Below are 17,317 nucleotides of genomic sequence, written 5' to 3' on the forward strand. Positions count from 1 at the left end.
GCTTTCCTTAATCTATTCCTCTATTTTTGAAGTTCTAACTTAGAGTGCATCAATTTTTGTGATCTAAACACCCTTATTTGAAAAAAGAACGAGAAAGCAGAGAAAATTTTATTTGTCCTGAAAGGGGTCAATGGGAATAGCTTGAGCCCATAAGATGAATGGCATTTTCCGTTTTTCCGGATTTTTAAAGGGAATAGATTCCGCAAAACAGGAAATTTCCGTGTTTTCGGAACGGATCTTTCATTTTTATAAAAGCCTTCCTTTTGCTAGAGGGAGATTCTTGAATCTTCTTTAATTGGTATGATAATTGCAATTTGAAGACGAGAGAGAAATGAAAATCATCCTGTTTCATGGCAGTCAAACAACATAGCAGGGTCGTTTGCCTGTGTGACTGAGGGCAGAAGGAGTAACAAAATAAAGGCTAGCCTTTATTGTAAACGCTTACTAAGAGGGGCCTTTATGATTGATCAAACGATACGGGGGGATTTGCATGGATTTGATAGTTATTTTATTGTCGCTCGGGCTCTTAATCTTTTTTGCTTATCGAGGTTACTCAGTTATTTTGTTTGCGCCCATATGCGCGCTTCTCGCTGTCCTGTTAATTGCACCGCTGCATGTTTTGCCGTTCTTTTCAGGTGTATTTATGGAAAAGATGGTCGGTTTTATTAAATCCTATTTTGCTGTTTTTCTATTAGGGGCTATTTTTGGGAAAGTCGTAGAAATGTCCGGAATCGCGGAATCTATCGCCAAGACGATTGTACGTTGGCTCGGGGCCAGACGGGCTATGTTGACGATCGTGTTATTAGGAGCAATTTTAACGTATAGCGGCGTTAGTTTATTCGTGGCCGTGTTTGCCATTTATCCATTCGCGGCCCAAATGTTCCGGCAGGCAGATATTCCAAAAAGGCTCATTCCAGGAACGATTGCTCTCGGTGCGTTTACCTTTACGATGGATGCCCTGCCAGGAACGCCGCAGATTCAAAATGTCATTCCTATTTCGTTTTTCAAAACAAATATTTATGCAGCGCCAACACTCGGGATTATTGGGGGGATTCTTGTTTTAGCTGCAGGCTTGTTTTATCTGGAAATGAGGAGAAAGAAAGCTGAAAAGGCCGGTGAAGGCTATTACGGCTTTGAATCAGAAGAAGCAGCTGCTGTGGAAAGTGCCAAGGCAAAAGAGACGGGCGTTGAGCCCTCTAATCTGGCTTCACAACAATCAGTAGCCAGACAGGTTCTTGCTTTTATTCCGCTTCTTCTTGTTGGGATCACTAATAAGCTGTTTATTACGTATATACCAAAATGGTACCCCAATGGTTTTGACTTTTCTGCCATTGGCTTAAAGGATTATTCAGTAGATGTCGCCGCCGTTGCACCTGTTTGGGCGATTATTATGGCCTTGTTAGTGGGTATTGTCTCATCAATAGCGTACGATTGGAAACGTGTTACACAGGGATTTAAAGAAGGCGTAAACACAGCAATCGGCGGTTCACTGCTGGCGACTATGAATACCGGGGCGGAATATGGATTTGGGGGAATTATCGCCGCGCTTCCGGGATTTGCAAAAATAAGTGATGGGATTTCTAGTACATTCACCAACCCGCTTGTAAATGGAGCAGTGACGACGACGACACTTGCCGGTATGACCGGATCGGCCTCTGGCGGTATGGGGATTGCATTGGGAGCGATGGCAGATAAGTACAACCAGGCAATTGCAGCGGCTAATATCCCTCCTGAAGTGATGCATAGGGTAGTAGCTATGGCTTCTGGCGGCATGGATACTCTTCCTCATAACGGGGCTGTCATCACGCTGCTTGCTGTGACTGGATTAACACACAAGCAATCGTATCGAGACATATTTGCCATTACAGTCATTAAGACATTAGCTGTATTCGTTGTGATCGCGCTTTATACATTTTTGGGGATTATTTAAGTTCGTTTGATAACTAAAGTGTCTAAATTTAAGGAGGCAATAGAAGTATGAACAAAGCATTAGCCGGAAAAACAGCGTTTATTACAGGATCGGCCAGCGGGATTGGCTTAGAGATTGCCAGGACATTTGCTGAAGAAGGAGCCAATATCGTTATTTCAGATTTAAATGCAGAAAAAAGTAAACAGGTGGTTTCAGAATTAAAAGAACAAGGGTTCACGGGATTGGCCGCTCCATGTGATGTCACTAATGAGGAAGCTTATAAAAATAGTCTTCGATCAGCACAGCAAACTTTCGGAAAAATAGATATCTTAGTTAACAATGCAGGGCTTCAATATGTTGCTCCCATCGAAGAGTTTCCTACAGAGAAATTTGAGCAGCTAATAAAAGTGATGTTAACGGCTCCGTTCATTGGAATAAAACACGTATTCCCGGCCATGAAGGAACAGGGCTTCGGCAGGATCATCAATATGGCTTCTGTAAACGGCATTATTGGCTTCGCTGGAAAAGCAGCATATAATAGCGCCAAGCATGGAGTCATTGGTCTAACGAAGGTAGCAGCCTTAGAAGGTGCGGCATATGGAGTCACTGTCAATGCTTTATGCCCCGGCTACGTGGATACACCATTAGTCAGAGGGCAATTAGGCGACTTGGCAGAAACAAGAAATGTCAGTTTGGACCGTGCGATTGAGGAAGTTTTACTACCGCTTGTCCCGCAAAAACGGCTGTTAACGGTAGCAGAAATCGCTGATTATGCGGTCTTTTTAGCAAGCGACAAAGCGAGGGGGGTGACAGGGCAAGCAGTCGTGCTGGATGGCGGCTACACAGCCCAATAAAGCTTTCTCTTCTCGAAAAGCAGACTAGATATTAAAGAGAACCCCATTCGTTAGAATGGGGTTCTCTTATTTGCCGTTGATCCATTTCTCATAAGGAAATTTATGGGTTAATCTTTGTTATAATAAATGCACGAATATAAAAAGGAGGGATGTGGAATGAAACGGGCTTTTGAAAAAATTCCTGACAGCTGGTATGAGCAAATCATTAACTTATTGGCAGAAAGAGTGGTTGTTGTCGATCGCAACGGCATAATTCTCTATATCAATGAGGGATACTGCGAATTTATTGGGACGACGGTAGAAGAAGCAGTCAATCGTCCGGTACAGGACATAATTGAAAACTCACGCATGCATATCGTTGCCCAAACGGGACAAACCGAACTGGCTGCCCTTCAATCAATTAATGGCAGCGAAATGATTGCTAACCGGTTTCCTCTGTTTGAGAATGGAGAAATTGTCGGCGCTGTAGGCAGTGTCATGTTTCGCAATCCAGAAGAGTGGCAGATGTACAAAACAAAAATCCAAAATCTCGTGGAAGAGTTGAAGTATTATCAAGCAAGAGCCCAGCGAGATTTGCAAAGTAGGTATAACTTTAATGATTTAATTGGAGACAGCCCTGCTTTTCTGTCGGTCAAAAATCTTGCTCAAAGAATCTCAGGTAGCAACTCCTCGGTCTTACTGATCGGTGAATCAGGCACGGGAAAGGAATTGTTTGCCCACGCCATTCACCATAACAGCATGCGCGCGTCCGGTCCTTTCGTTGCCATTAATTGCTCCTCTATCCCGGAACATCTGCTGGAGTCCGAGCTGTTTGGCTATGAGGATGGAGCTTTTACAGGAGCCAAAAAAGGCGGAAAGAAGGGGCAGTTTGAAATGGCCAATGAAGGTACGCTTTTCTTGGATGAAATCGGGGATATGCCTCTCTCTATGCAAAGTAAATTATTAAGAGTGCTTCAGGAAAAAGAGATTCACCGGGTAGGCGGCCAAAAATCCATTTCTGTGGACGTGCGGATCATTGCAGCGACCCACCGCGATTTAGAAAAGATGGTGAAGGAAGGGGAGTTCCGCCAGGATTTATACTACCGCTTAAATGTCATCAAAATCGAAATTCCTCCATTGAGACAAAGAAAGGAAGACGTGCTTCCTATCTCCCGATTTTTACTGAAGAAGCTAGAGAAAAAATTTTACCGCAGTGGCATTGAATTATCACAAGAGGTGGCATTGAAGTTAAGGCAGCATTCCTGGCCGGGAAACATCCGTGAATTGGAAAATGTGCTGGAGCGTTCAATCAATGTGCTGGATGGCAAGGTGATTCAATTGGTTCATCTGCCCCTATATTTGCGCGACCAGGAAGCTGGAGGAGCAGAGGAAACGGAAATCAATATACAGTGTGACCCTGACCCAGCAAGTATTTCTGCATCTATGTCAGTATTACCGTTAAAAGAAACACTAGCTGTTGTTGAAAAACAAGCCATTCAACAGGCTTTAACTGCTGCAAAAGGAAATAAAATAAAAGCAGCCAAGCTATTAGAAATCAGTAAAACCAGCTTTTACGATAAATGCAGATTATATGATATTAAATAAGGTTATCTAAAATAAAACCTGCCGGTATGGATGACTGTTCAAGTGTAGCAGCTCATGACTGCCTTCTGTGCGTTTGTGCAAAGCACAGTGCTGACATGAGCTTATTAATATTCTCTCGAATTATTTTTTGCAGGAAGGATAACTTGTTCACCTTTCTCGTAAATGGCTAACAGCTTTCTCATGACGCTCAACTTAGGTACTACCTGACAAACAATGAGAGCCGTGAAGATACTAAGAAGTGCTCCTGTAATGACATCTGCCGGGTAATGAACACCCACCCAAATACGCGAGAGGCCAACGAGGGTAGCCAATAAAATCCATAACAACCTCCCCCTCTTTTTAAATAAATAAAAGGTCATACAAAACGAAAAGAATAATATGGTATGATCACTTGGAAAAGAGTTATCTACTGCGTGTCCTAACAGCTTATTTACATTTTCCAGCTCAGCAAATGGCTGGTGGTTTGAATGGAGTTTTCCAGCAATCTTTCCGAATACCTCAGCTACGGCCAAAGTGAAGGCCCCACAGATAATCATCATTCTATTGTCCTCCGTTCTCGTAAACCAAAAAAGAATGACGCTTAAGGCTAAGATAAAGACTGTATATTCAGCGATGAAAGTCATAGATGGATTTAAATAGGTGAAATGCTTTCCGAGATCATTAATAAATCTAAACAAATCAACGTTTAGTTGGAAAAAATTCACTGATATGTCCCTCCTCATAACGAATCTAAAAAGAGTATATGTAATTTGTTCGAGGAGAAAAATTGGTTTTGCTTACATAAATATTACATTTTCGTAAGATTGATCGCTTGCCACTATTCTAACTATCTATCTGCTGGCTTTTCGGATCTTCTCTCTGCTCTTTTTGTTATCTTTCCATAATTGCTCCTCGCGATCGTACTTTTACACCAATATAGTTAAAGGTTTTTGGCAATAATACAGGAGGAATTTGATCTTTAACTTTTATTCGATAATAAATGTATATTTTTAAAAAGTAACTTTACTTGGGAGTGGTGGCATGAGGAACTGTGAAGATATACAGATGAAGTTTTATCAGAGTGGAGACGAGGGCGCCAAACTTTTGCCAGTGTCTATAAAAGAATGGGAAGAGAAGGCAAAAAAGACGCTTGCAGCCGGTCCCTTTGATTATGTAAATGGCGGGGCAGGAGCGGGAGATACTATGCGTGCCAATTTGGAGGCCTTTCAGAAGTACCAGCTCCGACCAAGGATCTGCCGTGATGTCAGCAAGCGGGATTTAACGATCAAATTGTTTGATCAATCCATTCCTGTGCCGATTTTTCTTGCACCCATTGGAGTAAATTCTATCTTGCATCCGGAAGCTGAGCTGGCTCCTGCAAAAGCAGCAGCTCAATTAGGAGTTCCTTATATTCTCAGCAATGTTTCGACAAAGTCAATGGAAGAAGTGGCGGAAGCAATGGGAGGTGCTTTACGGTGGTTTCAGTTGTATCCTCCTAAAGACCATGACCTAACAAATAGTTTTCTAAAAAGAGCCGAAGATGCCGGCTATTCAGCAATAGTAGTAACGATTGATTCCATTTTGCTCGGTTGGCGGGAAAAAGATCTTCATAATGCCTACTTGCCTTTTCTTTCAGGAGAAGGGATGGGAAATTACTTCTCTGATCCTGTGTTTCGCTCAAAACTGGAAGAGCCGCCGGAAAAAAATGTAAAAGCAGCGAGTCGAAAGGCGCTGGACGAGGGAAATAACACGGCATTTACGTGGAAAGAGCTGGAGTACATTTGCCAGCAAACGTCATTGCCGGTTTTGCTCAAAGGAGTAACTCATCCGGATGATGCCTTGCTTGCGCTAGAACATGGCGCGGCCGGTATTATCGTATCTAATCACGGAGGGCGACAATTGGACGGAGCGGTGGCAACGCTGGATGTTTTACCTTCCATATGCGAAGCGATTGAACAGAAAATCCCTGTTTTACTGGACAGCGGAGTAAGGAGAGGAGCGGACGTGATCAAGGCAATGGCTCTCGGAGCCTCGGCTGTACTGATCGGTCGGCTTTACGCTTATGCTTTAGGAGTAGCTGGGGAAACAGGGGTAAGAGAAGTTATTGAAAATTTTATTGCAGAGACGGAATTGCAACTGGCTATTTCAGGGCGAAATTCAATTAAAGAAGTGGATCGTTTTCTCGTAACAGATGCTTATCGATAGAATCAGAAGAAAAATAAAAGTACACGCATGAGCGTGCACTTAAAGATGTTTCAAAGGCCCGTCATAAGGCTAACGAAATAATGGCTGCACCCAAGAAGGAGAAGTATTTCTCCTTCTATTTATCGTCTGATAATGTTTTAGGGGAGGCTATTAGGCTACACTATTCCAGTCGGACACATCCTCTTCAATTGGCAGGTCGTTTGCGCGTGCTTTTTTAGCGGCGTGAAAGAACAGGGCAACAAGTATAATAGTGCCAATAGTACTGCCGATCCAGGAGGTTGTCATGGATAAGCCAAAACCAATTGGTGCATTTAAGATGTAAGCGAGAACCATGACAAGCATAAAGGTTCCCGGTATGAGCGAAACCCAGTAGTTTTTTCGGGCAATATATAAATACATAGCGCCAACAAACAAGGCAATGACTGCCGTGGACTGATTCGCCCAGCTAAAATATCTCCACAAGATATTAAAGTCGATCTGTGTAAGCAAGACAGAAATAACGAATAACGGCAGAGCAATCCATAAGCGGCTCGAAAATTTCTTTTGGGCAATATTCAAATATTCAGCGATGATCATGCGAGCACTCCGAAAAGCTGTATCTCCGGAAGTAATTGGTAAAACAACGACACCAAGCACAGCCAGTGTTCCGCCGACGGCACCGAGCATGGAGGTTGACACTTCGCTGACCACTGCTCCCGGACCACCTGCGGCAAGCACTTCGTTTAAACCGCCATAACCGTCGAATAAGCTCATTGCCGCCGCCGCCCAAATCATAGCGATAATTCCTTCCGCAATCATCATGCCGTAGAAGATTTTTCGGCTCTGCTTTTCATTTTGAGTTGTGCGTGAAATAATGGGTGTTTGGGTAGCGTGAAATCCTGAAAGTGCGCCGCAAGTAATCGTAAAGAACAACAATGGAAATACCGGTGCATGATCAGGATGGAAGTTAGTTAAAGAAAGTTCTGGGATTGGTGCCCCTGTAAAGATTAAAGCGATGCCTACTCCAAGAGCACTAATCACTAGGAGGGCACCAAAATACGGATAAAGACGACCGATAATTTTATCTACCGGGAGCAATGTAGCTAAAATATAATAAATAAAGATAGCAGCGATAAGAATGCTTAAGGCGACTTTGCCATTCATTAAAACATGGAGCAAGCTGGCCGGCGTCGACACAAATACAGTTCCTACTAATAAGAGAAGAAGAACAGCAAAGGCATTGACTATGTGTTTCATTACTTTTCCTAAAAATTTACTTGCTAGTTCAGGCAAGTGGGCGCCGCGGTTACGGATGGAAATCATGCCCGTTAAATAGTCATGAACAGCGCCTGCAAAAATACAGCCAACCACGATCCAAATAAAAGCAACTGGCCCATAAAGCGCCCCCATAATAGGCCCAAAGATCGGTCCTGTGCCGGCAATGTTCAACAATTGGATTAAGGAGTTTTTCGATGTACTCATCGGTACGTAGTCCACTCCGTCATTATTGACATAAGCGGGTGTCGCCCGCTCTTCTTTTACTCCGAAAATATTCTCAATAAATTTGCCATACGTAAAGTAACCAATGATTAAAAGGGCAATTCCTGCTAAAAATGTGTACATGTTTCTCCCCCCTATTCAATAAGTGAATGCGTTTACATAATAAGTATAATAAACAGCAAGGAGGAAAAGAGGTTTTCAGGGACAAAAAGCTGAAAATTCAGATTATCATGCAAAAAAGCGAGAATAAGATGCAACAGATAAATTAAATTTCCAACCGTCTTCTTAACCCTTTTACATAATTTCGACTAACTGACAGCCTTTCCTCTCTTCCTTCCACCTGCAGCTGGTAAGCGCCATTAAACCAGGGAGTAAGGCGGGTGATGTACTCTAAATTAACAAGATAGCTCTTATGGATTCGGAAAAAGTGAAAAGTATGAAGCCGGTTTTCCAAATCCTTCAGCGGAATTTTTGTATCAAACTCACCGGTTTTCGTAATAATTTTAGTTAATTTATCATCTCTAAATGTGTAAAGAATCTCTTTAGGCTCCAAATAAAAAATTTCCCCATTTGATTCAACCGCCAGTTTGCCTGCTGGTTTGCTTGCTTCAGCCTCTGTGACAGAGAGGATCTTTTTTTCGATGCGTTCAATGGTTTCCTTCAATTGATCTTCGTCATAGGGCTTCAATAAGTAGTCAACTGCCTCGTATCGGAATGCTTCAGCCGCAAATTGCGGATAAGCAGTCGCAAAAACAATTAAGGGAGGCTTTTTTAATTCCATTAACGCTTTAGCTGCTTCCATTCCATTCATCCGTGGCATTTCGACATCTAAAAATATAATATCCGGTTGCAGATGAAGTGCCTTCATGACGGCAGCTTCTCCAGATTCAGCTTCACCAATAATATGAATGGAGGGAAAGGCCTGTAACAGATGCTTCAGCTCATCACGGCTGTATAATTCATCGTCTGCAATGACGGTTTTAATAGATAGATCCATTTAATTCGCTTCCTCCATGTATGGAATAGAAAAGGTGATTTCTGTGCCTTCTTCAGGTTTACTGTTTATTTCAAGCATTGTCTGATCTCCAAACATCATTGTTAGTCTGCGATTCACGTTATAAATCGCAAGACCGCTTCCTTCCTTTGAATCAATAAGTGCTTTACCAATCTGTTCTGAACGTTCCTTGCTCATTCCTTGCCCGTTGTCCTGTATTTTTATATAAGTAGAGCTGCTTTTTCTTTTAACAGTAATTTTCACTATGCAGTTGCTTTCTTTGTCCTTGAACCCATGTTTAATTGAATTTTCAACGATGGGCTGCAATGTAAGAGGGGGAATGTTCTGCAAAAGCGCCTTTTCATCAATATCGTAGATCACTTCAAGTTTATTAATGAACCGAGCTTTTTCAATTAGTAGATAGGCCTTTACATGCTTTAATTCCTGTTCAAGTGTTGTCATGCTTTTTGTCGTTGCAGACATGTTTTGCCGCAAATAATGTGATAGGGAGATGAGCAGCTTTCTTGCTTTAGAAGGATCAAGACGGACGAGTGAAACAATCGTGTTTAATGTGTTAAATAGAAAGTGAGGACTTATTTGAGCTTGAAGCACTTTGATTTCTGTTTCTTTAGCGAGTTGATAGGCTTGTTCTGCTGCAGCGACCTCCAGTTCATTGCTAATCATTGTGCTGAGACCAGTAATAAGCTCGATGATGACGTTAGAAATCTCTTTTTCTGAGCTGAAGTAAAACTTCAACGTCCCAATCGTTTCACCTCGTTGTTTTAATGGAGCGACAACAACAGCACGGAGCGGGCAATTTTCTACTTGGCAATAAATCGAATGCTGGCCTGCGACAATTACCTTCCCTTTCTTGAGAGTATCAAGAGTAACACCGGTTTGAATGGGGCTATGGGGGCGGTGATGGTCTTGGCCCAGCCCGACATGTGCAAGAATTTCTGTTAAATTGGTTATAGCCACCGCGCTAGTTTTTATTTCATTATGGATAATGCAGCAGACAGCTTGGGCAGAATGGACGTTGAGCCCCTCTCGCAAATAAGCAAGGGTTTGGTCGGCAATGCGCAAAGTTTTTTGTGCTTGTACAGCAACCGCCTTTTCTTCCTCATTAATTACATTTTTTATAACTAAAAGAAAAAGGGCACAGCCTACCCCGTTAGCCAAAATCATAGGCAGACCAATGATCTTGACCAATGTCAGGGCTTGTTCAAAGGGGCGGGAGATCAGCACGATGACGACCATTTGGATCGTTTCCGCCAAGGCACCAATGAAAAGGGCAGATGAGAGGCTGACATGCCGGTTTTTTCTATGAAACAATCCGGAAAGCACGCCAGCAATAATGGAAGCCACTCCACAGGAAACAGCTGTAAATCCTCCTAAAGTAAACCGATGGATTCCGGAAATAAGGCCTGCTCCAATGCCGACTCTATAACCTCCGAGAAGCCCGCCTAGCACAACACCAATCACCCGCGAGTTAGCAAGGGCTTCATCAGTGGTTAGGCCAGAAACCCAACGATTGAATTGCAGACTTTCTGTGCTGAGGCTTAATCCAGTATATGTACCGATAATCCCGAAAAAACCAAAAAATATAATGGCAGTCAGCTGTTGCGGGCCATCAAGCCGCTCCTGATAGACCATGTCCCTGAAAAACTTAAACCGTGTTAAAATGAAAGCAATGGTTACAATAATGCCAAGTCGTTCTATCATCGTAATAAATAGCTCCAACATAGAATGACCCCTTTTTCTACGTATACACGTCTGAATTTTCTGTAACTATTTTATTATATCAGTATTTTAAACAGGGCTAACAGCTTTTTAGTTAGATAGAAGTAATGTTACACTCAAGTTTAGGCACCATGTATATTAAGGGAAAAATAAAAAGAGTATCTACCATTCATTAAAAAAAGTACAATTAATAGTATTAATTCATCTCGTTTCCTTATTAGGAATGAGTTACAATATCGCAGAGGTACAGAGAAAAGAAGGTGAGGATATTATGAAATTCGAGCCAGAAGCAATGAAAGAAAACAGTCTGTTTTACGGTGACAATCTATATATTATGCAAGGATTGATGAATCAAGAATACCGGGAAGCGTTCGATATGATTTATTTTGATGGCCCGTTTAATTCTGGATGGGTTTTCTCCGTATTTAGCCGAACATTAAATGAGCATATTGTTGATCCTTGGAACGAAGCCAATACTATTAGAAATTTTTATCGATCAGATATTTATCGGTCTGATTATCGGAAAAGAATAGAAGCTGCCAGGGAATTGTTAAATGAAAAAGGAATCCTTGTTTTTCATACATCGCAAAAAGAAGGGCATTATCTAAAAGTCATTTTAGATGAAATATTTGGAGCGAACCATTTTCTTGGAGAGGTTATTTGGAAATTTGCTGATGACGCTGTCTATAAACATTCCCAATTTGGTTTAAATCATGAATCTCTATTTTTTTATGCCAAAACGGAAAATCATTTTAAAAAGAAGGGAATCACCTATTCTTCTGTTTGGGATGATGTCGGGAAGTATGAATACCTGGGACAGGAAGATACGTCCTACGCTACACAAAAACCGGAAAAATTGATGGAACGGATTTTGCAAATGACAACAGAGGAAGGAGCTTTAGTCGGTGATTTTTATTGTGGGAGCGGCACCCTGTCATTTACAGCAGAGAAGATGAACAGGAGATGGCTGGCAAGTGACAATTCCCGACTAGCTATACAAACTACAGCGAGCAGAATAAGCTCGTTAGGGAAGGATGTCACCGTACACCAGCTCATTGAAGATTTTAATAGAGCTTATCTTTGTGGAACAGAGTATAGAAAGAAAACAAAAATCCCCTTTTCTTTAAATGAATACCAAGGGCTAAAGGCTGAAATAGGCGATATGCCTGTTACCGTTTATGCTTATGAGTATACCTCCGAAATAGATGTACTTGAAAATCAAAATGTTACATTTCAATTGATTATGCCTTCTATAACTCCTGACGGCATAAAAAGTGAGGTTTGCACTGCCATTTCAAGACCAGTCCCTTCATTAACAGAAGAGGGCTATCAGCTAGCTGTCGACAATCCATTAAGTTGGATCTTGTATCATCTTATACATGGAGAGATTGAAGGTGATCGTTACGTTATCGATTTTCCGATGTTGCAGCAACGGGCTCATAACGCCCATTTGAAAATCGCTAATAATTGGATTGATAGTATAAAAGAACATAGCGAATATGATGTGTTAACGGACATTTTTGGCTATGTATATAAAGTTACCAAATGAAAGAGGTGCAATATGAGAGAGAAAGTAGCTATTGTTATAGGCGGTTTAAAGGGAATTGGCAAGGCTATTAGTTTAGAGCTCGCCAAGCAGGGGTTTGTCACATATGCCACAACCCGCGAGAAGAATGTAGACAATCATATAGAAAATTTGATCCCTTTGCAGATGAATATTATGGACGAGAAAGAAGTTCAAGAGGTTTTCCAACGTATCGGTGAGCGACACAAAGCGATAGATGTATTGGTTAACAATGCAGGCATTGGTTATTTTAAAGCGTTTGAGGAGTTTGCAGCTAAAGAATGGGAGGCTGTTTTTCAAACGAATGTTTTTGGTGTGTTCCATTGTATTCAACAGGCTTTTCCGTTACTGAAAGAAGAAGGAGGGCGCATCGTTAATATAAGTTCCATTGCAACTAAAAGAAGCCTTCCGATGAATTCTGTGTACGCAGCTTCAAAGCAAGCGATGAGTGGCTTGGGAAGCGTGTTAGCGGAAGAATGGTATCCATACAATATTTTTACAACAAATATTCAGTTAGGCGCTACGTATACGGATATTTGGAAAGAGGCCGAAGGGTTTTCATCTGAAGATATGTTGGACGTGAATGATGTTGCGCGCGTCGTCTCATTTGTGGCTGCGACTCCTCTTCACATTCGGATGGACGAAATTACCTTAACTCCGCCCAAGGGCGTATTATAGGACGCTAAAGGCAGCTAACAGAATAAAAATCTATAGATAAACAGCTCGAATTGGGGGAGATAGTTTGTCTTTAAGGAAAAAACTATCATTCATCTTTGCTACGATAGTAACAGCCATACTAATTTTAAATAATATCTTATCTTACTACTATACGAGAGATCTGTTAATAAAAGATCAGGAAAAACAGACAGAGCTCTTAGTGAATGAAATTAGTATAGCCATTAATCATTCACAATTTGGGGTGGAGTCCCTGGAAAGTGAAATAGGGGAAAAACTCCGTGCAGCAGCTATTGCGGCAGAGAACGCACTAGATCCTCATATAAATAATGTGACGAATGAACAGCTCGTTGAGCTTAGCAAAAAGCTGGATGTTTCCCATATTACCCTGCTTGTTAAGGAGAAGGGAGACATTGTGGGAGTAAAATCTTCTGACCCCCACGAGAGAAACTTAAGTACGAAAGAATGGGGATATTGGTATACTGCCTTCCAACAGCTATTCAACAATAAAAATGTTACGATTGCCCAAGGGCAAAAACTTCCAAACTACTGGTCAGGTCCTGTAAATGTTTCTGCCTCTAACCCTGATCATGTGGATAAATGGGGATATTATTATGACGGCACGACCGATTATATAATCAGCCCCTATATGCGTGACAAGCGGATTACAGACTTTGAGAAGCGCATTGGTCCCAATGCCATTGTAAGGAAAACATTAAGCGATAATGATATGCTGTTAAATATTACCGGTTTTAATCCGAAAACTTTCGGATCTCCGCCTGTCTATACAGAGCAGAATGGAAAGAGATTTATAGAACTGGCAAATAAGGATATTCAATTTGGTAAGTACCAGTATAAGGACAAAAAAGCTGATATTAAAGCTGTAAGAGAAGCGATGAGAACGGGCAAGCTCGTTAGTTTTCAGAGCACGGTGAACGGTAAAAAAGTGTTTAAAAGCTTTGTTCCTGTTTCTTCTGAAGATCCTTATGTTATTGGGATAGTGACAGATTACAAAGTGATCCAAAGCGTATTAAATAAACAGTTGTTAAACAACTTAATGATTTCTATTGCTGTTTTAATTCTCGTCTTTGTTATTAGTTATTTCTTAGCTAGATATATTGTTAGGCCTATTAATCAAATTTTATTAAAGGTAAATGAAATCGCTAAGGGGAATTTCGGGGAGCAGGTATTGATTGAACGCCGTGATGAATTAGGATCACTTGCCAATCAAGTGAATGTTATGTCATTAAACCTGCTAGATTATACCGATGAGCTGAAAGAAAAAAATAAAGAAATACAGTACCATGCTTACTATGATTTTTTGACGGGGCTTCCTAATTCGCGTTTATTTAATAAGACCGCATTAGAGTTAGCAGAAATAAATGAAAAGAGCCCGATGGCATTCTTATTTCTTGACTTGGACAGGTTCAAATTTATCAATGATTTGCTGGGCCATTCGGCAGGAGATGTAATTTTGAAAGCTGTCACTAATCGTATCTTGCCTTTTCTTAGAGAAGGTGAAATGATGTCACGCATTGGGGGAGATGAATTTATTTTACTTTTACCCAATACTAGCAGTGAAGCGGCGAATAGCATGGCACAAACGATTTTAAAAGCACTGGAAAAGCCTTTTTTATATGAAGGAAACGAATTGTTTATCACATCAAGCATAGGAATAAGCATGTTTCCGGAAGATGGGGACAATATCGAAGATGTAATTAAAAATGCGGATATAGCTATGTATCGTGCCAAAGAACAAGGTAGAAATAATCACCAATTCTATACATCCGGCATGAATGACTGGATTCAGAGAAGAGCGATTCTGGAAAAAGGTATGCGTCAAGCATTGGAGCATGACGAATTTACTTTATTTTACCAGCCTAAGGTCGATATAAATACTGGAGTTATTACTGGAAGTGAAGCCTTAATTCGCTGGCGCCATCCACAATTGGGAGTGATTTCCCCAGAGGAGTTTATTCCATTAGCTGAGGAAACCGGCCTGATTGTGGCGATTGGCGAGTGGGTTCTACAGACTGCCTGTAAGCAAATTCGGAAATGGCAAAATTCTGGATTTCCACACATGACTATATCTATTAATCTTTCTCCGCGGCAATTCCAGCAAGCAAGCTTAGTAGAGCAAGTAAGCAAAGTATTGGAGGAAACGGGTCTCAAACCGCAATATCTAGAATTAGAAATTACAGAAACGATAGCAATGTATAACGAAGATTATGTAATTGCTAAGCTGAACGCTCTAAAAGACTTAGGCGTTAAAATTGCGATTGACGATTTTGGAACTGGGTATTCTTCATTAAGTTATCTTAAAAAGTTCCCCTTCCATACTCTAAAGATTGATAAGTCATTTGTTCGAGACATCGAAGATGATTCTGATGATAATAAAATCATTGCTACCATTATTGCAATGGCTCGTAATTTAAAAGTTAGTGTGATTGCTGAAGGCGTGGAAACAGACAAACAGCTTTATTTCCTTCAACAGCAAAAATGTAATGAAGTACAAGGTTATTTATTTAGCAAACCTTTATCAGTGGAAGAGTTTAACAAAACATTTGTTGAGATACAGAAAGCGGCACTAACTAAGGTGAATAAAAGGATATAATAGTAATATAGCTGGCATTGTTAAATTCTTGAATGAAGAAGAGGTGAGACCTTGGTTTTATTAACGAGAAAAGTAGAGTTTTCAGCAGCCCATAGTTATCGTGTTCCATCGTGGGATGAAGACAAAAACAGAGAAGTATTTGGGCTATGTAGCAATCCAAATGGTCATGGCCATGATTATCTGTTAGAAGTGACAGTTAAAGGGCATCTTAATGAAAAATCAGGTATTGTAGTGAATATTACAGATGTTGACCGTGTAGTGAAGGGGATAGTTCTAGAGGAATTAGACGGCAGGTTTCTAAACCGTGAACACCCTTTTTTTGTAGAACATATCCCGACGACAGAAAATATTGTGGCGTATATATGGAATGAATTAAAAGATAGATTCGAAGATTGTAAGCTTCATAAAATAATATTGCATGAGAATCCATTTTTGCTCTCTCAAAAAGGAGAAGGTTCAATGATTCAATTAACGAGAAAATATCATTTTTCTGCTGCACATCGATTGCATAGTGATCAGTTATCAGATGAGGAAAACAAAGAGATCTTTGGAAAGTGTAATAATCCGAACGGGCATGGGCACAACTACATTCTTGAAGTAACAGTCGAGGGAGAAGTTGATCCTGTTACAGGAATGATTATAAATTTGGCTGAACTTGACGAGATCGTTGATCAAACAATTATACAAAAGTTTGATCACAAACATTTGAATCTAGATACTGAAGAGTTTAACGGGTTAAATCCTACCGCTGAAGTTATGTCGATCGTCTTTTGGGACTTGCTTCAATCGCGCTTACCAAATCTGCATAAAGTAGGACTTTGGGAAACAGCAAAAAATTATTTCGAATACTGTGGACCAACAAAAGAATAAGAGGGCTTTTATGAAATGGAAAACATTCTTATTCGTAATAATGTAAAAGTGACTGGTCAAGGGGAGCAAACCATCGTTTTCGGGCATGGATTTGGGTGTGATCAAAATATGTGGCGATTTGTCGCTCCCCATTTCGAGAAGGAATACCGAGTGGTGTTATTCGATTACGTTGGCTCAGGAAAATCAGACTTAACGGCTTATAGTTATGAGAGATATGGAACTCTTAAAGGGTACGTAAAGGATTTGCTAGAAGTTATTGATGTGTTAGAAATAAAAAAAGTTATATTCGTGGGGCATTCTGTTAGTGCAATGATAGGCATGCTGGCCTCTATTCAAAGACCCGAGTCATTTGAATGTCTAGTTATGCTTGGCCCATCTCCTCGTTATTTAAATGATGGGCCTGATTATTTTGGAGGCTTTGAAAAGGAAGATGTAGAAGAGTTATTGGACATGATGGAGATGAATTTTGTTGGCTGGGCAAGCTATCTTGCCCCTCTTGCGATGAAAAATCCGAATCAGCCTATGTTGACTCAAGAGTTGGAAACAAGTTTTTGTTCAACTGATCCAGCTGTTACCCGCAAGTTTGCCGAAGCTACTTTTTTCTCGGATCATAGAGAAGATTTAGCAAAAGTAGAGGTCCCCTCACTTATTTTACAATGTTCGGAAGACAGCATTGTTCCTTTAAAAGTTGGAAAGTATTTGGAACGCCATCTTAAGAACAGCACTTTTCGATTAATGGAGGCAAAAGGACACTACCCACATTTAAGCCATCCAAAAGAGACCGTCTGCCTGATACAAGAATACCTTTCATCTTTTAAGAAGAACCATGGCTAGTGAAAGGATGCATATA

The 17,317-nt window shown here is 40.8% G+C and carries 13 protein-coding genes; 9 read left to right on the forward strand and 4 right to left on the reverse strand.

What is annotated here, in order from left to right; genetic code table 11:
• Window positions 1–490: 490 nt before the first annotated feature.
• The 3 genes from ACH0BF_RS14110 to ACH0BF_RS14120 all read left to right on the forward strand — a co-directional run bounded on the left by ACH0BF_RS14110 (window position 491) and on the right by ACH0BF_RS14120 (window position 4,347).
• Complete coding sequence (locus ACH0BF_RS14110) at window positions 491–1,930, forward strand: GntP family permease (protein WP_406909532.1); 1,440 nt, start codon at window positions 491–493, stop codon at window positions 1,928–1,930.
• Between the two features lie 47 nt (window positions 1,931–1,977).
• Complete coding sequence (locus ACH0BF_RS14115) at window positions 1,978–2,763, forward strand: 3-hydroxybutyrate dehydrogenase (protein ID WP_120035643.1); 786 nt, start codon at window positions 1,978–1,980, stop codon at window positions 2,761–2,763.
• Between the two features lie 156 nt (window positions 2,764–2,919).
• The gene (locus ACH0BF_RS14120; protein ID WP_340851791.1) at window positions 2,920–4,347 is read left to right on the forward strand and encodes a sigma-54 interaction domain-containing protein; all 1,428 of its coding nucleotides are present in this window, start codon (window positions 2,920–2,922) and stop codon (window positions 4,345–4,347) included.
• Between the two features lie 104 nt (window positions 4,348–4,451).
• Here the strand turns inward: ACH0BF_RS14120 and ACH0BF_RS14125 are convergent, their stop codons facing one another.
• Window positions 4,452–5,051: an undecaprenyl-diphosphatase gene (locus tag ACH0BF_RS14125; protein WP_340851793.1), complete on the reverse strand. Its 600-nt coding sequence runs from the start codon at window positions 5,049–5,051 to the stop codon at window positions 4,452–4,454.
• A gap of 316 nt (window positions 5,052–5,367) precedes the next feature.
• Between ACH0BF_RS14125 and ACH0BF_RS14130 the strand changes: the two genes are divergently transcribed.
• Window positions 5,368–6,531: an alpha-hydroxy-acid oxidizing protein gene (locus ACH0BF_RS14130; RefSeq protein ID WP_406909533.1), complete on the forward strand. Its 1,164-nt coding sequence runs from the start codon at window positions 5,368–5,370 to the stop codon at window positions 6,529–6,531.
• A gap of 150 nt (window positions 6,532–6,681) precedes the next feature.
• Here the strand turns inward: ACH0BF_RS14130 and ACH0BF_RS14135 are convergent, their stop codons facing one another.
• The 3 genes from ACH0BF_RS14135 to ACH0BF_RS14145 form a co-directional block, all read right to left on the reverse strand.
• Window positions 6,682–8,133 carry a carbon starvation CstA family protein gene (locus ACH0BF_RS14135; protein WP_340851795.1) on the reverse strand — a complete coding sequence of 484 codons (1,452 nt, stop codon included), beginning with the start codon at window positions 8,131–8,133 and terminating at the stop codon, window positions 6,682–6,684.
• A 142-nt stretch (window positions 8,134–8,275) separates the two neighbouring features.
• On the reverse strand, window positions 8,276–9,007 hold the full coding sequence (locus ACH0BF_RS14140) for a LytR/AlgR family response regulator transcription factor (RefSeq protein WP_406909534.1): 732 nt from the start codon (window positions 9,005–9,007) through the stop codon (window positions 8,276–8,278).
• Window positions 9,008–10,747 carry a LytS/YhcK type 5TM receptor domain-containing protein gene (locus ACH0BF_RS14145; protein ID WP_406909535.1) on the reverse strand — a complete coding sequence of 580 codons (1,740 nt, stop codon included), beginning with the start codon at window positions 10,745–10,747 and terminating at the stop codon, window positions 9,008–9,010.
• Between the two features lie 268 nt (window positions 10,748–11,015).
• Here ACH0BF_RS14145 and ACH0BF_RS14150 point away from each other — a divergent pair, with 268 nt between their 5' ends.
• From ACH0BF_RS14150 to ACH0BF_RS14170, 5 genes are all read left to right on the forward strand, one after another.
• Window positions 11,016–12,293 (forward strand): DNA methyltransferase, encoded by a 1,278-nt coding sequence (locus ACH0BF_RS14150; RefSeq protein WP_340851799.1) that lies wholly within the window; start codon window positions 11,016–11,018, stop codon window positions 12,291–12,293.
• Between the two features lie 12 nt (window positions 12,294–12,305).
• Window positions 12,306–12,986, forward strand: coding sequence for an SDR family oxidoreductase (locus tag ACH0BF_RS14155; protein WP_340851800.1), 681 nt, complete (start codon window positions 12,306–12,308; stop codon window positions 12,984–12,986).
• Between the two features lie 64 nt (window positions 12,987–13,050).
• Window positions 13,051–15,597 carry a bifunctional diguanylate cyclase/phosphodiesterase gene (locus tag ACH0BF_RS14160; protein WP_340851801.1) on the forward strand — a complete coding sequence of 849 codons (2,547 nt, stop codon included), beginning with the start codon at window positions 13,051–13,053 and terminating at the stop codon, window positions 15,595–15,597.
• Between the two features lie 51 nt (window positions 15,598–15,648).
• Entirely contained in the window at window positions 15,649–16,467 is an 819-nt protein-coding gene (locus ACH0BF_RS14165; RefSeq protein ID WP_120035626.1) for a 6-carboxytetrahydropterin synthase, read from the forward strand.
• A gap of 15 nt (window positions 16,468–16,482) precedes the next feature.
• Complete coding sequence (locus tag ACH0BF_RS14170) at window positions 16,483–17,301, forward strand: alpha/beta fold hydrolase (RefSeq protein WP_340851803.1); 819 nt, start codon at window positions 16,483–16,485, stop codon at window positions 17,299–17,301.
• The last annotated feature ends 16 nt before the right edge of the window (window positions 17,302–17,317 follow it).

It is taken from the genome of Pseudobacillus sp. 179-B 2D1 NHS (genome assembly GCF_045370945.1).
GTDB lineage: Bacteria > Bacillota > Bacilli > Bacillales > Domibacillaceae > Pseudobacillus.